Raw genomic sequence first — 15,629 nt, forward strand, 5'->3', positions numbered from 1 at the left:
CTCCTCGGAATCGAAAGGGGCGGTTCAGTTCTGCGTCAGCGGAACAAGTCGAATGGTGTTGGGTGCGGCGGCGCGGCCGGTGACGGAGCCGACGATCTGCGGGCCGTAGCGGTCGTACTTGGTGTGGTAGGCGGAGTCGATCGCCGAGTGCGCATCCGGTGCGGCGGACTCGAACACCACGTCCCGCTCAATTCCTCCTGCGCGGATTCGGCCCCTTCCACAACCCGTTGCTCGGACGAACCACGGGTTGTCGGTTCCGTATGCCGAGCGCACGTACAGTTGGTTGTCGGCACGGACGACCCAAATCGTGACGCACGGCCTTGCGGTGCCGTCGCGGCGGTTAGAGGAGATCTGCAATTCCTCGGCACCACCGATCTTGGTCAGTTCAGCCTCGGTCCACGAGTGCGACATCTCGGCTTCCTTTCTCCTGTTCGAATTGCTTTGTGGTACTTCGCGTTCTCGTAGCCGGGACGATCAGTGCGAGGACGATGACGAGACAAGCGGCCAGCAGGGCGGTGCCTGCGGTGAGAGCCGTTGATACGTGATCGGTGAGTGCCGTTGTAGCGTCGTCGGCAGAGGCTCCGGCGCCCGCGGAAACTGCGACGAGGATGCCGAGTCCGAGAGCACTGCCCAGTTGGTGTGCAGTGTTGACCAATCCTGATGCGGCACCGGCATCCTCGGCCTCTACCCCGGAGATACCGGCAGAAGTCAGCGGAGCGAAAGCCAACCCCTGCCCGGCGCCGATCAATATCATCGGAAGTGCTATCGCAGTGAGATACGTGCTACCGGGATGGACCAGACTGAGCCACGCCATCCCGGCGAGGGTGACGGCAATGCCAACCGACAGAATTGCGGAATTTCCGAATCGTGGTGTCAGTCGCGGAATCAGCATCGCCACAGCAAAATTGACGATCGTCATCGGGAAGAAGGCGATGCCAGCTTGGAACGCGCTGAAGCCCATGACGCCTTGGAGTAGCTGAGTCGTGAAGTAGAAAAATCCGATCATGGCACCCAGATAGAGCATTCGGGCGGCGTACGCGCCGGATCGCTCCCGGCTGCGGAACAACCTCAGTGGCATGATCGGCTGCTCCGCTCTCGCTTCGTTGAGGAAGAGCAAGGTCAGTAGTATCGCCCCGGCCGCCAGTGTCGCAACAGTGATCGGTGAGGTCCACCCCGCTTCGGCCGAGTTGACGGTGCCGAAGACGAGTGCGGTCATGCCGAGTGTGGCGAGAACAGCGCCCGCCACATCGAAACGTCCGGAGTTGGGTTCGGTTTCCGGAATGAACCGGGGAGCGAGCGCGATCATCGCGATTCCGATCGGAACGTTGATGAAAAAGCCTGCGCGCCATGACACCCAGTCGGCAAGGGCGCCGCCGATCACGAGTCCGAGGCTGGCGCCTATTCCTGCGGCAGCGCCGTACCAGTCAACAGCGCGCGTTCGCTCCGGCCCGGGCGGGAAACTGGCGGTCAGCAGTGACAGCGACGCCGGGGCCACCACTGCGGCTCCGACGCCTTGGAGAGCGCGCGCCGCGATGAGCCACCAACCGTTCGGCGCGACCCCGACGAGAAACGACGCAATCGCGAAAATTGCGAGACCGGAGACGAATACGCGACGACGGCCGAAGATATCCCCGAGACGAGCGCCCAGCAGGAGAAGGCCGCCGAACACCAGGGTGTAGGCGTCCTGGACCCAGGACAGCCCGGTTGCCGAGTAACCCAAGCTGCTTTGGATGCTGGGTAGCCCGGTGAAGATGATCGAATTGTCTAGCAGGATCATGAAATAGCTGATCAGAATGATCGCCAGGATCGCGGTGGAATTGATGCGACCGGCAACGGGACGGTTGGCAGTGTGGGTCACGCGCTTCTTCTTCGCAAGTGGTGGACGTTCGCAAGTGGTGGATTACGGGCGGACGAGGACCTTCAACGATTCACGGGAGTCCATGGCTCGATAGCCTTCCGCTACGTCGTCGAGCCCGACGGTGTGGTCGAAGACCTTGCCCGGCTCGATCTTTCCGTCGAGCACATCCGGCATCAGCTCTTCGATGTACGCGCGCACCGGAGCCGGTCCACCGGTGAGCGTGATGTTGGGTCCGAAGAGCGTCCCGAATCCGATTGGAGCTTCTTCGTATTGGGGTACTCCGACTCGGCTGATGACGCCGCCCGGTCGGACAACTCCGAGTGACTGCTCATAGGCAGGCATGTGACCTACCGCTTCGAGGACGACATGAGTGCCGTCGCCTCCGGTCAGTTCGCGGACTTTCTCGATGCCCTCGTCCCCACGTTCGGCAACTACATCGGTGGCTCCGAACTCGAGACCGAGATCCGTGCGGGTCTTGTGGCGCCCCATGAGGATGATGCGCTCGGCGCCGAGGCGTTTGGCGGAGAGCACTGCTATCAGCCCCACGGCTCCATCGCCGATGACCGTGACCGTCGTGCGTTGGTTGACGCCACCCTTGACCGCCGCGTGATAGCCGGTGCCGAAGACGTCGGAGAGCGTGAGCAGTGACGGTAGGAGTTCGGAGTCCTCACCGACCGGCGCCTTGACCAGGGTGCCGTCTGCCAACGGCACTCGGATGGCCTCCGCCTGCCCGCCTCCGATCCCGTTTCCGGCCCAGAATCCGCCGTGGCGGCAGGACGTCTGCAAGCCTTCGCGGCAGAAGTCGCACGTCCCGTCGGACCAGGCGAAGGGCGCGATGACGAAGTCGCCCTTCTTCAACGTGGACACCTCGCGACCGGTCTCTTCGACCACTCCGACAAATTCGTGGCCCATCGGGGAACCACCGGGTGTTGCCGGCATGTTGTGGTAAGGGTGCAGGTCAGAGCCGCAAACGCAGGCCCTGACGACCCGCACGATCGCGTCCGTCGGCTGCTGCAGTACCGGATCGGGCACGGTCTCGACCCGAACGTCTCCGGCGCCGTACATGATGGTTGCTCGCATGGTGTCCCCTCTTGCTTCTGGTGTCGCGTGCTTGGAAGTCGACGTTTCTGCGTGAACCGGTCGACTGCAATCAGTCAACGCGGCGCCTCGCGAGCGCGGGAGTGTCTGTTGTTCCAGGTAACGGCAGTACCTCCCTCGGTCTTCGCCGCTCGAGTAACGTGAACTGCATGGACAACCGAGCCGAGATCCGCGAATTCCTCAGCTCCCGTCGTGCTCGCATCACACCCGAGCAGGCAGGGCTCCCGGCTTACGGCGGAAACCGTCGCGTCAAGGGGTTGCGCCGTGAGGAAGTCGCTCTGCTCGCCGGTGTGAGCATCGACTACTACGTGCGCATGGAACGCGGAAATCTGGCGGGAGCGTCGGATTCGGTACTCGAAAGCCTTTCCCGAGCACTGCAACTCGACGAAGCCGAAACTGCCCATTTGTACGACCTCGCGAAGGCCGCCAGTGCAGGCGCACCGAGTAGAAAGCGGCCCGCCCCCAAGGGCGTGAGCCCGGCGATTCAGCAGATACTCGACGCCATCACCGACGCGCCGGCGTGGGTACGCAATGCCAGGCACGACATGCTGGCGGCCAATCGCATGGCGCGCGCGTTGTATTCGCCAGTCTTGGCTGATCCGCGTAGGCCGGCGAACAACGCCCGCTTCGTGTACCTGGACCCGGCGTCGCAGGACTTCTTCGTAGATTGGGAGCGCGCGGCAGACGACATCGCCGCGATGCTCCGTTCGGAAGCGGGGCGCAATCCCCATGACAAGGCGCTGACCGAGCTCATCGGTGAACTTGCCACTCGCAGTGAGGTATTCCGCACCCGGTGGGCGAAGCACAATGTGCGCTTTCATCGGACGGGATTCAAGAAGGTTCGTCACCCCGTCGTCGGCGACCTGGAGCTGAACTTCGAGGCGATGGAACTGCCGTCCAATCCCGGGCTGACGCTGCTGGTCTACACAGCGGCGCCGGGGACGCCCACGGCTGACGCACTCAAACTCTTGGCGAGTTGGGCGGCAACCCAGGATCAGTTGGATCCGGCGAACGACAGCGAAGCGGCGCTCTGAGTTCGGTCGGCAAGTAGACCTGTCGATCAGCTCAGATGCGTTACCGCCCAGGCCACCTGGTCTCCACCCCGTCGTTTGGCTCGATACATCGCGTTGTCGGCGTCGGCAAGTATCCGATCGATGGTTCCTGAAGCGTCCGGGATTGTCGAGGACAGCCACACGCTGGCTCCGACGCTCACGGAAATCGACTGCCGACCGGCGGGCCGCGATATCGAATTGTGAATGTCGACCACGGTTTGTTCGATGCGACGTGGCTCCACGGGCATGAGAATCACGAACTCGTCGCCGCCTGTCCGGGCAACCAGCCCGACCTCTCCGACCGCTGAGTTCAGACGCCGACCGACTGTCACCAGCATCCGATCACCTTCTGCGTGACCCAGTTTGTCGTTGACGCTCTTGAACGAATCGACATCGATCACCACCGCGAGGACAACGTGTCCTTGGAGTTCGCCGACACCGAACAGTTGTTGCCAGACGTTGTGCAGCCCACGTCGGTTCAGAGCAGCGGTGAGTGGATCGCGCCAAGAGTGTCGTGCATCGTCGGTCAGGTACAAGACGAGGAAATGCACGGTCATCGCGGCGGACGCGATAACACACCCGATGACGAATCCAGTGGACACCGACAGCGAAGAATCGGTATCCGGATCGGTTACAGCGCGAATTGTCAGTAGGGCAACGACGAACAGCGCGCCGACGATCTGTGCCGTGACTATTCGAGGGCTGTGGAATACCGACGAATAGTTCGCGACGACCACGAACAGAACGGCGCCGGTCAACGCCAGGAAGCTCGAATGGATTCCGGCGAGAAGTATCAAGGACAAGCAGATATTGGTGAGCGAAATGAAACGAACGGATTGGTGGTGGCTCGGCCAAGACCGTCCGAGTGACCAGCGAATCATGCAGTAGAGCGCGATCATGCATGCTGTGCCCGCCGCGAGCCGTTCAGGGAGGTCGGTTGCGCCACCCTTCACGAATTGAGCCAGTACGGCGAGTGCCACGAACACAGCGCACCAAAAGGTGACGACCACTCTGGCTGTCCCCAACATCGATCGAGCAGCCAGAAACCGAGGGAACCATTCACCGTCGTACGCAAGAGACCACCAGCGACGCAACAGTCCAGTTGTTTGACGAATGTTCTGCCCCAACCCCGCAGCGCCACTGACTCCCATGAAACCCCCTCCGAGATCTTGCGAAAATTCCCGGAAGATTCTTCGTCAAGATTTGATCCCCGAACAAGGTACCCGATAGTTGAACGATGGATTGATGCCTCGTGAGGTGTGGGCCGCTCTAAGGTGCGATCGGTGTGGTCAGGATCTTTCTGAGTGCCGGAAGATCCAGGGTTGCAGCAAGATCTGCAATCGTGACTCCCGACAGCGATGCGCGCCAGGCTTTTTCGGCGTCGGCCATGACTTTGGCAATTCCGCAGGCGGAACGGCACTGCTCCGGTGGAGCGGCGAGGATTCCTTGCTGTCGAATCTCCGTGCACCGGAACGCAGGTTCGGTGCCGTCAACGGCCTGGACGACGTCGAGAACGGTGATTTTCTCGGGAGCCCGGGTGAGGACGTACCCACCGTCTCGGCCCTCGGTCGGATTGACCAGACCAGCGTGCGCGAGCGCTCGCAGGTGCTTCGCCAGGTATGTCTTCGACACCCCGTGAAGTTCGGCGAGTCTGGCTGTGGGTACCGGCCCCTCGGCCTGGCTGAGAACCACACAGCAGTGGAGTGACCACTCCACGCCTCCGGAAAGCTTCATGGTTGAACTCTATCGACGTGGTGGAACGTGATGCGGGCCGGACGTCGCTCGAGTGGTCGACGTCAGGCCTTCTCGGCAAGCCACGCGTCGTACGTTGTCGGCGCGATCCATGCGTCGGCGCCGGGTGTCGGGGTGAGTGCCGAGTTGTCGAGTTTCGCACCGAAGTACCCGGCCTCGGGGTCGGAGATCACCGAGCGCTTGTCGCCGGTGACGACGAACAGGCGCCGGACCAGTTCGTCGATGCCCAGTGGTTCGGGCCCGGCGATCTCGACCGTGCCGTTACGCGGCGCACCGGTCACTACCTCGGCGACGTGAGAAACGACGTCCCGTGATGCGATGGGCTGCAGATGTGCCTGTGTTGCATGGACCGTGCCGTCGGTGGTTCCGGCGTCGGCGATTCCGGCGACGAACTCGAAGAACTGGGTCGATCGGACGATCGTGTATGGGGTCGGGCCGGCTTTGACCAGGTCTTCCTGGGCGATTTCGGCTCGCATGTACCCGGAATCGGGCAGTCGATCGGCGCCGACGATGGACAGGATGACGTGGTGACCGACGCCCGCCTTCTCTTCTGCGGCGAGGATATGGCTGGTTCCGTCACGGAAGAAGGCCAAGACGTCTTCGTCCGACCACGACGGAGAATTGGTCAGATCCACGACGACGTCGGCACCATCGACTGCTTCGGCGATTCCTGCGCCGGTGGTGATGTCGATCCCGTCTGCCCGACCGAGCGCCTTCACGTCGTGCCCGGCGTCAGCGAGCTCGGCGGCGACCTGGCTTCCGATCAGTCCGCTTCCGAAAATGACGATCTTCATGATTTTCTCCTTTACTCGGATAAGTCGTGTCCAAGTATACTCGGACACAACTTATCCAAGTCAAGGGTTGTCTGATCAGCCGAAGAGTTCGGCTGCGAGTGCTTCGTAGGTCGCGAGCGGATCACCCTCGGCGGGAAGTGCTTGGATCGCAACGTGATCGGCACCTGCCGCGACATGCTCCCGAAGTCGATCCGCGATGGACTTCGCGGTACCGCGCGCAACCAGAGCGTCGATGACGCGATCGTTTCCTTCGTTCGCCAACTCTTCGGGCGCAAAACCGAGGCGCTCGAGATTGCTCGTGTAGTTGCGCAGATACAGATACGGGTTGGCGACGGCGGGGCGACCGATTGCTCTGGCCTTCTCCGGATCGGTTTCCAGAACAACCTTGTGCTCAGGGGCAAGAATCTTCGAAGGGCCGAGGATTTCACGAGCTTCGGCGGTGTGTTCGGGGATGGTCAGGTACGGATGCGCGCCGGCAGCGCGATCTGCGGACAGTTTCAACACCTTCGGTCCCAGTGCGGCGAGGACGCGCCGCGATTCCGGGACCTGGGCCTCGTCGAGTTCGTCGAGGTACGACACGAGCGAGGCGTACGGCTTGGTGTAGTCGCCGGTCGCCTCCGGATGTCCGACGCCTACGCCGAGCAGGAATCGCCCCGGATGCGCGGCTTCGAGTCGGTGATAGGACTCCGCCACCTCGGCCGCAGGTGAGGACCAGATGTTGACGATTCCGGTCGCCACGGTGATGTGCTCGGTCGCGTCGAGAAGTTTCTCGGCGATCCGTAGATCGGCGCGTGGTGAGCCGCCGATCCAGATGGTGCCGAAACCGAGTTTCTCGATCGCTGTTCCCAGTTCGGGCGGCAAACCAGCCGCTCCTCGCCAGATTCCGTAGGTGCCCAGGTCAGGTGTTTTCGTAGTCTCCGTCACAGCGGGTGCAACTCGGCTGCTGCCGGGATCTATTCCTTCCGTCGTCATTTGCCCGGCGCGCGGTAGTCGGTCGGTCGCTTGACTGCCTCGTCGATCTGCTCCGGCGTGAGCAGCGTGATCGACTCCGAGCGTGCTGCACCTGCCGCAGCCGTGCGAATGCTCAATGCGGCTGCCGCGACGTCGTCCGGCAGGTTGCCGATGACGAACATGTCGTGACCGCCCAGCGCGAAGTGGCAGGATTCGACTGTGCCACCGATGCTTTCGACCATTCGCGTTATCGCGTCGCGCCGCGCAGTGCCTCCCTCCTGCTGTAGGCCGGCGGCGCCGGAGGGTGAGTATGTCACTTGCCAGAGGTATTTCGGCATTTCCACTCCTTGCTCGGGATGGGTACTTCGATCGTGTACCCGTAGGGCGCTCGGTGGCAATGGGTAGGGGACAATCACGGCATGGTTGGAACTCCGGTGATCGTGACTATCGTGTCCGTGTGTGTAGGTTTTGTGATCTTCATGCTGGCTGCCAGTGGTGCACGCGGAAAGTGGGACCGTCGCCTCGTGATCGCGTTGTTCGTCGGTGCGGTGGTGTGCCTGACCGTCGTACCGGTATCCGTCGCGCTCAGTGCCGGAGTTTGAAACACGGAGTGTCAAAACGCTCGAGTGCCGCTTAGTCTGAATCGATGGCAGATATTCGGGTAGGTATCTCCGGGTGGACGTATCCCGCGTGGCGCGGAGATTTCTATCCGAAAGGTCTTGCTCACCGCAAAGAATTATCTTATGCCGCAGAGAGATTGACGTCGATCGAGATCAATGGCTCGTTCTATGCCCTGCAGAAGCCGGAAAGCTACACCAAATGGCGCAGTGAAACTCCCGAAGATTTTGTGTTCGCGATCAAGGGCGGCCGGTACATCACGCACATGAAACGACTGCTCGACGCCCGTGACGGACTCGCCAACTTTTTCGCCGCCGGAACACTCGCCCTCGGTCCCAAGCTCGGACCGATCCTGTGGCAACTACCTCCGACGCTGCAGTTCGAACCGCAGCGGTTGACCGACTTCTTCGACGGTCTTCCCCGCACCACCCGGGCTGCCGCCGATCTGGCAGCACAGCACGACGACAAACTCACCGAAGACCGAGTGTTTGCCCAGACCGAGAGGGATGTGCCGATTCGCTACGCGGTGGAAGCGCGGCACGCCAGCTTCGAGACCGACGAAGCCGTGGACCTGATGCGCGAGCACTCCATCGGTTTTGTCGTCGCAGACACCGCCGGCAGATATCCCCGCATCACCACTCCGACTACCGATTTTGTCTACGTGCGGATGCACGGGGACAAGGAACTGTATGCGAGTGGGTACACCGACGAAGCTCTGGACAAGTGGTCCAAGCGCTTTCGGGATTGGATGGACGAAGGCCTCGACGTGTACGTCTACTTCGACAACGACATGAAAGGCTTTGCGCCGCACAACGCAATGTCCTTGTTGGAGCGGCTGCGCTGACGGATCGCCTGGCCTGTCGGTGGGATGTGGAAGGCTTCCGCATGAACGCGAGGACCGAGGAGATACCACGATGACGCCAGAACAGCGGACGCCGGAACAGCGGACGCCAGAACAGAGCTGGCCGACGCATTGGCCGAAGGTCGCCCGTGACATCGCCGATGCCACGGCCGACGCACTCGCCGCGGTGCGGGCGGCAAATCGTGACGGACTGCTCGTGGCTGTCGAGGAACTGCGCGGGCTCTCGTTCGAGCAGGTCAGCTCGGTTCACGCGGCGATCGTGCGCGAATTGCTCGAGGACACGCATCCGGACGGCTTGTCCAGCGAGGACGTGCAGGATGCGCTTACTGCCTGCGCCAAGTCCACAATCGTGTGGCTGCCGGATCTGGACGTGCAGGCGCTCGCTGCGGTCTACACCGGGGCGCTCGGGATTTCGGATTTGGAGGACGATTCGTTTCGCATCGGGCACGGCGCGTACCTGCGTTCGGCGGTTCTGGTCATCGGAAGTCTGTCGACCGGAGTGAAGAAAGCTCAGAGCGCGTACGTCATTCGTGCAATCGACGAAATCGCACGTGCTCAGACCATCGAGATGCCCTGAGCGTCAGCTCGTAAATCGAATTAGGCTGAGGTCATGTCCAAGATCGCCAGCGCAGATCGTGTTTCGTTTGCCGAACTCCTCGAGTTCATCAGGCCGCGTCATCGGGCCACGTTCGTCACGGTGAAGAAATCCGGCGAGTTGCAGATCTCTCCGGTGACGTGCGGGGTCGACGACGAGGGCCGGATCGTCATCTCCACGTACCCGGAACGGGCCAAGGCCGCGAACGTTCGCCGCACCCCGGCGGTGTCTCTGTGTATCCACTCCGACGAGTGGAACGGTCCGTACGTCCAGGTGAACGGAACCGCGGAGTTGATCGACCTCCCGGACTCGGTGGAACCGTTGGTCGACTACTACCGATCCATCGCCGGTGATCATCCCGACTGGGACGAGTACCGCGAAGCCATGCGCAAGCAGGGTAAGAGCCTGATCCGCGTCACCGTCGACTCCTGGGGTCCGATCGCAACAGGCGGGTTTCCGCCCGGACGCTGACGCTATCGAGCAGGTGGCGAGAGTTCGACTACGTGCGCATCTCTGGCGGCCAGCGGTTCTTTGCAGTGTGCGCACACAACTTGGGCGTGCAGGATCTCACCGCAACGATGCTCGACGACGGTAGGCGGCGGACCCGTCGTCGCAAAGGTATCTCCCCATTCCATGAGTGCCATCAGGATCGGGTAGAGCGCCTTCCCTGATTCGGTGGCGACGTATTCGTAGCGCGGTGGATGGTCTTCGTAGCGACGCTTCGTGAGGACGTCGGCGTCGACGAGGGTGCGCAGACGCGCGGCGAGGATGTCGCGGCTCGCACCCGTGCCCGCGGCGATCTCGTCGAACCGTCGTTGTCCGAGGACGATTTCTCGGAGCACCAACAGTGACCACTTCTCGCCGACGACCTCCAAGGCGTTGGCGATGGAGCAGTTGCGTCCTTTTGTCGCCGTCATCTCTGGGCCCCTGTTAGTTGGAGAAGTTAGTTGGGAATTCCAACTTAGCACTTGACGGTATGTATTCGAGGGCGGAAGGTAGGTCGAGAAATCCAACGGAGCAGATGAGGGGTCGTCATGACGGAATTGAATCTCGAGGCAGCAAGCGGATTTGTCAGCGCTGCCGGATTGCAACTGGACGAGGTGTCCGGCACGAAGGTCGTCGGGCACATCGATCTGTCCGAGGCGCATCACACGCCGTGGGGTGTCGTCCACGGAGGTGTCTACACGACCGCCGTCGAGTCGGCCGCGAGCATCGGAGCCAGCACTGCAGTGGCGGATCGTGGCGAATTCGCCGTCGGCGTCCACAACGGAACGGATTTCCTGCGGGCGCGTACGGGTGGGCGCGTGGATGTCGTGGCTGTGCCGATTCAGCAGGGACGCGTTCAGCAGTTGTGGTCGGTGGTCATCACCGATCCGGAATCGGGCAAAGAGGTGGCGCGCGGTCAGGTGCGATTGCAGAACGTACCGCTGCCGAAGTAGATCAGTCCCAGATCCCCGAGTCGATGTTGCGTGAGATTCGTTTGAGCAGTGCCGTCAACTGGGCACGTTCGTCCTCGTCGAGTCCGGTCAGTACTTGACGGTCTCGCTCGACGCGTCGGGGAAACTCTGCCTCGACCAATGCGCGACCGGCATCGGTGAGTTGAAGCAGAACCACCCGTCCGTCGTGTTCGAAACGCTGACGCTCGACAAAGCCCAGCTTGGCCAGACGGTCCGCGTGTTTTGTGGTGGCGGCGCCGCTGACCATCGTGACGGCGGTGACTTCGCTCGCTCGCAGGGGGCGGTCACTGCGAGCGAGTGCACTCATCACGTCGAATTCGGCGCGAGAGACCCCGCTGGACGCCAGGGCGCGGTCGAGCTGGTGAAGAGACTGAGCGTTGATGCGGGCGATCCGGCCCATCACTTCGACGGGGGCGGTGTCGAACTCCGGGTAGGCGCGCTTCCATTCGCGACGGACTTTGTCGATGAAGTCGTCTTCGGATCTGTCAGTCGCACCCATGGCCCCATCTTAGCGACAGAATTCACATTACTTCACAAGTAATTTACTGGTGAAATAAATGTATGCTGAGTCGGTGACCCGAACCGAAACCGCAGCCAGGACGCCCAGCCGTCTCACTCATTCGAGTGAGGCCATTGCACATACGGTCTCCGGGGCGACGTGGCGAGCGGCTTTTCGCGTCGGATCCGCCGACGCGACCATCGCCCCCGCGATCAGGGTCGGGCTCGCCACCGCCGTAGTCCTCGTGGTCGGCGGACTGCTCGGGCATCGGGAGTTGGCCGGCTTCGCGGCCTTGGGTGCGCTGTGCGCCGCGTTCGGTAGGTACGAGCCGTATCCCCGGTTGGCGGGCAAGCTGGCGATGGTCGGTGCCGCATTGGTGGTTTCCATCGCTTTCGGCAGCGCAATGGGTGTTGTGGGCGTTCCGATGTGGTTGCAGATCGGCATCCTGTCGTTGCTGGCCGGTGCGTCGTACTGCTTCATGTCGGGCTTCCGGATCACCGGACCAGGGCCCGTCATCCTCGTCTTCGCGGCGACCGGTGCAGCCGGATATGCCTCCAGTGTCGATGATCTGGCGAGGCTGGTGACTGCCGGTGCGCTCGGAGTTGTGGTCGGTTGGGTGGCCGCGATGCTCCCAGCGCTCGTACTGCCGATGGGGCCTGCCCGTCTGGCAGTTGCTCGTGCAGTCTCCGCGGTGGGGCGTCTCGAACAGTCCGGCACAGACGCAGTGGAACCGGCGCTCGGATCGATTGCCAACGCCCGCTTGGTCATTGCGTCGAGCGGTCGGATCAAATCGACCGTCGATCACGGACGCGAACTGGTGGCAGTGCTCGACGAAGCAGAAGCGGCAGTACAGCAATGGCAGTTGCACGGCGACGCGACTTTGATCCGGAGTATTGCTCAGCACGAGAAGGAACTTCGGAAGCTCAAGCGCTCCAGCATGATCGAACACGACCTCGCGCCGGCGCCCACGCTTGCCGCACCCGAGGGCTATTTTTTCGAAGGATTGCGCCGACTGTATTCGCGCCCGGTGCGGATGAATGCTCTCCGCATCGTGGCGGCCTCGGCTCTGGCCGGTTGGCTCGCGGCAGGAGCCGGGTTGGAGCATCCGCTGTGGGCGTCGATGGGTGCCATCGCCGCGATGCAGGGACTGAACTACAAGCAGACCGTCCAGCGCGGGATTCAGCGGTTGGTGGGAAATGTCGGTGGCGCCGTCGTGGCCGCTGGGCTCATCGCTTTGACACTCGGCTACTGGCAAGCCGTTGCCGTGATCGTGATTCTGCAGACTGCTGCGGAGCTGCTCGTCATCAAGAACTATGCGCTGACGTCACTCGCCGTCACTCCGATGGCACTGCTTCTCATCGGTTTCAGTGCCCCGATCGGGACCGAAGCGGCAGTGGCTCGCGTCGCAGACACTCTCATCGGCGTGGTGATCGGTATCGTCGTCGCTGCTGTCACGATCAGTCGATCGGATCGCCACCACGTCACCGTGTAACCGGTACTGCTGTGTTTCCGGTACTGCGTAGGCTCCTGCAGGTGGAGGACAGCACGCCGATCGACGGCCGGAAACTGCGTTACCAGCATCGCCGTGCCGAATTGCTCGAGCAGGTAACCGCGTATGTCACGGCGAACGGCGTCGGTGAACTGTCCATGCGGCCGTTGGCCAAGGACCTGGGGATCAGCCATGCGACACTCATCCACCATTTCGGTTCGAAGGAACAACTACTCACTGAAGTAGTCGCCACCCTGCGAGACAGCTCTTCTCTCGACATCTCTTCCGGGACCGACATCGTCGAGATGTTGACGAGTTACTGGAATGGGCGCACATCAGCGGAATCGTTGCCGAACTTTCGCTTGATGTTCGAGATCTACGGACAGGCGTTGTTGCATCCGGAGCGGTATCGCGAGTTTCTCGATCATGTGGTGGGGGACTGGTTGGGTGGTTTGACGGAAGCTGCGCTCGCGCATGGATGTCCGCCCGATCGCGCTGATCGCTACGCGACGATCGTGTTGGCGCAGATTCGGGGGTTGACGCTCGATCTCGTGACGACCGGTGACCGCGTCAGAATCGACGCGGCGTTTGCCGAATTCGCGGCCGCGATGGGCGCTCTGGTCAGCTCGTGGAAGGCGATCTGACGGTCCGATTGCCGTGACGCTTCAGGCGATCTGCTCGAACAGGGACACGATGATCCCTTCCGGCCCACGCACGTAGGCCATGCGCACGCTGTTCTCGTACTCGCCGATCCCGCCGATGAGCCCGTAACCGTCCGCAGCCACCGCGTCGACCGCCGCCCGGAGATCGCCCACCTCGAAAGACACGTTGCGCAGACCGATCTCGTTGGCCATCGGAGCAGGCGATCCGGGTACGTGGTCGGGCGTGACGAAGGACGAGAGCTCGAGCCGTGACCCTTCGCCCGGAGGGCGCAGCATGGCGATTTCACACTTGGCTCCAGGGATACCGCAGACGGTTTCCACGAACTCGCCCTCCACGGATCCGGTGCCCTCCACCTCGAGACCCAGAACGACGAAGAACGCCGTCGCTGATTCGAGGTCCGCGACGGTGATGCCGATGTGGTCGAAACGCTGTACGTGTGCCATGGACACATCCTCCTACTGTTTCTTCGTGCCGGTTCGATACTGGGTCGGAGTCGGGGCCGGGATCTCGACATGTACGTGTCGCAAAGCTGCAAGATTTTGCTTGACCGATCGGTTAAACAAAATCTACGATAACGTCCAACGAGGTCGCCCACCGCACGAACCGGAGTCGTCAGACGTGAAATTCCAGTCGAAGTCGTTTGCCCGCATATCCATCGCAGCCCTCTGTGCTGCAACGATCGGCTCCGCCGTTGCTGCGCCCATCGCGTCCGCGCAGGCGCCGAGCGCGTCGCAAGCCACCGGCACTGTGGTGTCGAGTGAGCCGCTACCGAAGGATCTGTGGATTCCGGGTACCGCCGACGCCAAGCGATTCACGTACTGGACCATCGGTTCCAACGGCGGGCCCGCGCTGAGCAGTGGCGCGTACTACGTCCCGGCCGGCCCGGCACCGGAAGGTGGTTGGCCCGTCATCGCCTGGGCGCACGGCACCACTGGACTCGACGATTCCTGTGCCCCTTCGCTGGTCGGTCCCGGCCTGCCCGAACGTGACTACCCGTACCTGGGGCGCTGGCTCTCGGAGGGCTACGCCGTCGTCGCCACCGACTACGTCGGTCTGGGTACACCAGGGCTGATGCCGTACCTCGACGGAAAGGTGGAGGCGCACAGCGTAGTCGACTCGGTCAAGGCGGCCCGGGTCATCGACTCCTCCATCTCGAATCGTTGGGCAGTGGTCGGACAGTCGCAGGGCGGCGGTGCGGCCATCACGACGGCCCGCTACGCAACCGAGTACGGAGGGGATTCGCTCGACTACCGCGGTGGCGTGGGTACCGGAGTGCCGGCCAACATCGAGTTGACCCTCCTGCCTGCCGGTCCGGGCTTCCCTCCCATCGCCCTCGGCGGCGGGTTGACGTCGTACGCGCTCTACATCCTCGCGGGCTTGCGGGAAGCGCACCCCGAGATCGACTTGAATTCCTACCTGAACGACTTGGGAAGGGAAAAGGTCGACTCGGCCGAAAAGCTCTGCGCCGCAGACCTGGACGAGGCATCCAAGGATCTGGTCCTCGGTGACATCTTCTCCCGCCCGCTCAGTCAGATCCCGAACTTCCAGGGTCTGCTGAACGATTACATGGGTGTACCGACCAGTGGATACGACCGCCCTATCTTTATCGGCCAGGGCCTGCTTGACGTGGATGTCCCTGCACCGTCTGCACTTTCGCTGGTTGCAGCGTTGGTCGCCAACGGTGAACCGGTCACGTTCAAGACCTACAACACCGATCACAGCGGCGCTTTGGTCGAATCACAGGCTGACACGATTCCGTTCGTCGCGAACCTGTTCCGCTAGGCATACCGAGAATCCAGATCATCCGCGGGGGGGGGGGGGGGGGGGGGGGGGGCGGGCCGGGGGGGGGGGGGGGCGGGGGGGGGCGGCGGCGGAGGGGGGGGGGGGGGGGCGGGGGCGCCTGGGGTGTGGGGGTCTGGGGGGGGGGGTCGGGGGCGGCGG

Annotated in this window: 20 protein-coding genes; 9 read left to right on the forward strand and 11 right to left on the reverse strand. The window is 62.6% G+C overall.

Annotation, left to right across the window (positions count from 1 at the left end; translation table 11 throughout):
- Nucleotides 1-24: 24 nt before the first annotated feature.
- The 3 genes from R4P70_RS02965 to R4P70_RS02975 are packed head-to-tail and all read right to left on the reverse strand — an operon-like array spanning nt 25 to nt 2,938.
- A complete protein-coding gene (locus R4P70_RS02965; protein ID WP_020971008.1) occupies nt 25-411 on the reverse strand; it encodes a DUF2255 family protein in 387 nt (128 codons plus the stop codon).
- A complete protein-coding gene (locus R4P70_RS02970; RefSeq protein WP_317830370.1) occupies nt 386-1,858 on the reverse strand; it encodes an MFS transporter in 1,473 nt (490 codons plus the stop codon). The genes R4P70_RS02965 and R4P70_RS02970 overlap by 26 nt, the downstream gene beginning before the upstream one ends.
- 42 nt (nt 1,859-1,900) lie before the next feature.
- On the reverse strand, nt 1,901-2,938 hold the full coding sequence (locus R4P70_RS02975; RefSeq protein ID WP_308371308.1) for a zinc-dependent alcohol dehydrogenase family protein: 1,038 nt from the start codon (nt 2,936-2,938) through the stop codon (nt 1,901-1,903).
- Between the two features lie 167 nt (nt 2,939-3,105).
- Between R4P70_RS02975 and R4P70_RS02980 the strand changes: the two genes are divergently transcribed.
- On the forward strand, nt 3,106-3,990 hold the full coding sequence (locus R4P70_RS02980) for a helix-turn-helix transcriptional regulator (RefSeq protein ID WP_007729733.1): 885 nt from the start codon (nt 3,106-3,108) through the stop codon (nt 3,988-3,990).
- A 26-nt stretch (nt 3,991-4,016) separates the two neighbouring features.
- On the opposite strand, the gene R4P70_RS02985 is transcribed toward R4P70_RS02980, so the two are convergent.
- The 5 genes from R4P70_RS02985 to R4P70_RS03005 form a co-directional block, all read right to left on the reverse strand.
- Nucleotides 4,017-5,159, reverse strand: a complete 1,143-nt coding sequence (locus R4P70_RS02985; RefSeq protein ID WP_020909360.1) for a sensor domain-containing diguanylate cyclase — start codon at nt 5,157-5,159, stop codon at nt 4,017-4,019.
- A 118-nt stretch (nt 5,160-5,277) separates the two neighbouring features.
- On the reverse strand, nt 5,278-5,742 hold the full coding sequence (locus tag R4P70_RS02990; RefSeq protein WP_020909359.1) for an RrF2 family transcriptional regulator: 465 nt from the start codon (nt 5,740-5,742) through the stop codon (nt 5,278-5,280).
- Between the two features lie 62 nt (nt 5,743-5,804).
- Nucleotides 5,805-6,554 (reverse strand): SDR family oxidoreductase, encoded by a 750-nt coding sequence (locus R4P70_RS02995; protein ID WP_317830371.1) that lies wholly within the window; start codon nt 6,552-6,554, stop codon nt 5,805-5,807.
- A 75-nt stretch (nt 6,555-6,629) separates the two neighbouring features.
- The gene (locus tag R4P70_RS03000) at nt 6,630-7,478 is read right to left on the reverse strand and encodes an LLM class F420-dependent oxidoreductase (protein WP_024487511.1); all 849 of its coding nucleotides are present in this window, start codon (nt 7,476-7,478) and stop codon (nt 6,630-6,632) included.
- Between the two features lie 44 nt (nt 7,479-7,522).
- Nucleotides 7,523-7,843: a GYD domain-containing protein gene (locus tag R4P70_RS03005; protein WP_007729728.1), complete on the reverse strand. Its 321-nt coding sequence runs from the start codon at nt 7,841-7,843 to the stop codon at nt 7,523-7,525.
- Between the two features lie 81 nt (nt 7,844-7,924).
- Here R4P70_RS03005 and R4P70_RS03010 point away from each other — a divergent pair, with 81 nt between their 5' ends.
- The 4 genes from R4P70_RS03010 (at nt 7,925) to R4P70_RS03025 (ending at nt 10,051) form a co-directional block, all read left to right on the forward strand.
- Nucleotides 7,925-8,107, forward strand: a complete 183-nt coding sequence (locus R4P70_RS03010) for a hypothetical protein (protein WP_007729726.1) — start codon at nt 7,925-7,927, stop codon at nt 8,105-8,107.
- 44 nt (nt 8,108-8,151) lie between these two features.
- Complete coding sequence (locus R4P70_RS03015) at nt 8,152-8,967, forward strand: DUF72 domain-containing protein (RefSeq protein ID WP_153211492.1); 816 nt, start codon at nt 8,152-8,154, stop codon at nt 8,965-8,967.
- A 70-nt stretch (nt 8,968-9,037) separates the two neighbouring features.
- Nucleotides 9,038-9,562, forward strand: a complete 525-nt coding sequence (locus R4P70_RS03020; protein ID WP_041815334.1) for a hypothetical protein — start codon at nt 9,038-9,040, stop codon at nt 9,560-9,562.
- 33 nt (nt 9,563-9,595) lie between these two features.
- The gene (locus R4P70_RS03025; protein ID WP_007729721.1) at nt 9,596-10,051 is read left to right on the forward strand and encodes a PPOX class F420-dependent oxidoreductase; all 456 of its coding nucleotides are present in this window, start codon (nt 9,596-9,598) and stop codon (nt 10,049-10,051) included.
- A 2-nt stretch (nt 10,052-10,053) separates the two neighbouring features.
- On the opposite strand, the gene R4P70_RS03030 is transcribed toward R4P70_RS03025, so the two are convergent.
- On the reverse strand, nt 10,054-10,497 hold the full coding sequence (locus R4P70_RS03030; RefSeq protein ID WP_084325423.1) for a winged helix-turn-helix transcriptional regulator: 444 nt from the start codon (nt 10,495-10,497) through the stop codon (nt 10,054-10,056).
- Between the two features lie 117 nt (nt 10,498-10,614).
- On the opposite strand from R4P70_RS03030, the gene R4P70_RS03035 reads away from it, so the two are divergent.
- Nucleotides 10,615-11,019: a PaaI family thioesterase gene (locus R4P70_RS03035; RefSeq protein WP_019745591.1), complete on the forward strand. Its 405-nt coding sequence runs from the start codon at nt 10,615-10,617 to the stop codon at nt 11,017-11,019.
- Nucleotide 11,020: 1 nt separating this feature from the next.
- Here the strand turns inward: R4P70_RS03035 and R4P70_RS03040 are convergent, their stop codons facing one another.
- Nucleotides 11,021-11,536, reverse strand: coding sequence for a MarR family winged helix-turn-helix transcriptional regulator (locus tag R4P70_RS03040; RefSeq protein ID WP_019745590.1), 516 nt, complete (start codon nt 11,534-11,536; stop codon nt 11,021-11,023).
- Nucleotides 11,537-11,594: 58 nt separating this feature from the next.
- On the opposite strand from R4P70_RS03040, the gene R4P70_RS03045 reads away from it, so the two are divergent.
- On the forward strand, nt 11,595-13,028 hold the full coding sequence (locus R4P70_RS03045; protein WP_019745589.1) for an FUSC family protein: 1,434 nt from the start codon (nt 11,595-11,597) through the stop codon (nt 13,026-13,028).
- 41 nt (nt 13,029-13,069) lie between these two features.
- Nucleotides 13,070-13,669 carry a TetR/AcrR family transcriptional regulator gene (locus tag R4P70_RS03050; RefSeq protein WP_020970999.1) on the forward strand — a complete coding sequence of 200 codons (600 nt, stop codon included), beginning with the start codon at nt 13,070-13,072 and terminating at the stop codon, nt 13,667-13,669.
- Nucleotides 13,670-13,690: 21 nt separating this feature from the next.
- Here R4P70_RS03050 and R4P70_RS03055 read toward each other — a convergent pair whose 3' ends face one another.
- The gene (locus tag R4P70_RS03055) at nt 13,691-14,131 is read right to left on the reverse strand and encodes a VOC family protein (RefSeq protein ID WP_317830372.1); all 441 of its coding nucleotides are present in this window, start codon (nt 14,129-14,131) and stop codon (nt 13,691-13,693) included.
- A 175-nt stretch (nt 14,132-14,306) separates the two neighbouring features.
- On the opposite strand from R4P70_RS03055, the gene R4P70_RS03060 reads away from it, so the two are divergent.
- Nucleotides 14,307-15,470 carry an alpha/beta hydrolase family protein gene (locus R4P70_RS03060; RefSeq protein ID WP_007729711.1) on the forward strand — a complete coding sequence of 388 codons (1,164 nt, stop codon included), beginning with the start codon at nt 14,307-14,309 and terminating at the stop codon, nt 15,468-15,470.
- Nucleotides 15,471-15,629: the final 159 nt, after the last annotated feature.

This window comes from Rhodococcus sp. IEGM 1241 (genome assembly GCF_033142365.1).
GTDB classification, from domain to species: domain Bacteria; phylum Actinomycetota; class Actinomycetes; order Mycobacteriales; family Mycobacteriaceae; genus Rhodococcus_F; species Rhodococcus_F erythropolis.

Bases quoted from the DNA above. Each gene is read 5' to 3' on its own strand.
- R4P70_RS02965 (WP_020971008.1), bottom strand. From the start codon at position 411: ATGTCGCACTCGTGGACCGAGGCTGAACTGACCAAGATCGGTGGTGCC.
- R4P70_RS02975 (WP_308371308.1), bottom strand. From the start codon at position 2,938: ATGCGAGCAACCATCATGTACGGCGCCGGAGACGTTCGGGTCGAGACC.
- R4P70_RS02980 (WP_007729733.1), top strand. From the start codon at position 3,106: ATGGACAACCGAGCCGAGATCCGCGAATTCCTCAGCTCCCGTCGTGCT.
- R4P70_RS02985 (WP_020909360.1), bottom strand. From the start codon at position 5,159: ATGGGAGTCAGTGGCGCTGCGGGGTTGGGGCAGAACATTCGTCAAACA.
- R4P70_RS02990 (WP_020909359.1), bottom strand. From the start codon at position 5,742: ATGAAGCTTTCCGGAGGCGTGGAGTGGTCACTCCACTGCTGTGTGGTT.
- R4P70_RS02995 (WP_317830371.1), bottom strand. From the start codon at position 6,554: ATGAAGATCGTCATTTTCGGAAGCGGACTGATCGGAAGCCAGGTCGCC.
- R4P70_RS03005 (WP_007729728.1), bottom strand. From the start codon at position 7,843: ATGCCGAAATACCTCTGGCAAGTGACATACTCACCCTCCGGCGCCGCC.
- R4P70_RS03010 (WP_007729726.1), top strand. From the start codon at position 7,925: ATGGTTGGAACTCCGGTGATCGTGACTATCGTGTCCGTGTGTGTAGGT.
- R4P70_RS03015 (WP_153211492.1), top strand. From the start codon at position 8,152: ATGGCAGATATTCGGGTAGGTATCTCCGGGTGGACGTATCCCGCGTGG.
- R4P70_RS03020 (WP_041815334.1), top strand. From the start codon at position 9,038: ATGACGCCAGAACAGCGGACGCCGGAACAGCGGACGCCAGAACAGAGC.
- R4P70_RS03025 (WP_007729721.1), top strand. From the start codon at position 9,596: ATGTCCAAGATCGCCAGCGCAGATCGTGTTTCGTTTGCCGAACTCCTC.
- R4P70_RS03030 (WP_084325423.1), bottom strand. From the start codon at position 10,497: ATGACGGCGACAAAAGGACGCAACTGCTCCATCGCCAACGCCTTGGAG.
- R4P70_RS03035 (WP_019745591.1), top strand. From the start codon at position 10,615: ATGACGGAATTGAATCTCGAGGCAGCAAGCGGATTTGTCAGCGCTGCC.
- R4P70_RS03040 (WP_019745590.1), bottom strand. From the start codon at position 11,536: ATGGGTGCGACTGACAGATCCGAAGACGACTTCATCGACAAAGTCCGT.
- R4P70_RS03045 (WP_019745589.1), top strand. From the start codon at position 11,595: ATGTATGCTGAGTCGGTGACCCGAACCGAAACCGCAGCCAGGACGCCC.
- R4P70_RS03055 (WP_317830372.1), bottom strand. From the start codon at position 14,131: ATGGCACACGTACAGCGTTTCGACCACATCGGCATCACCGTCGCGGAC.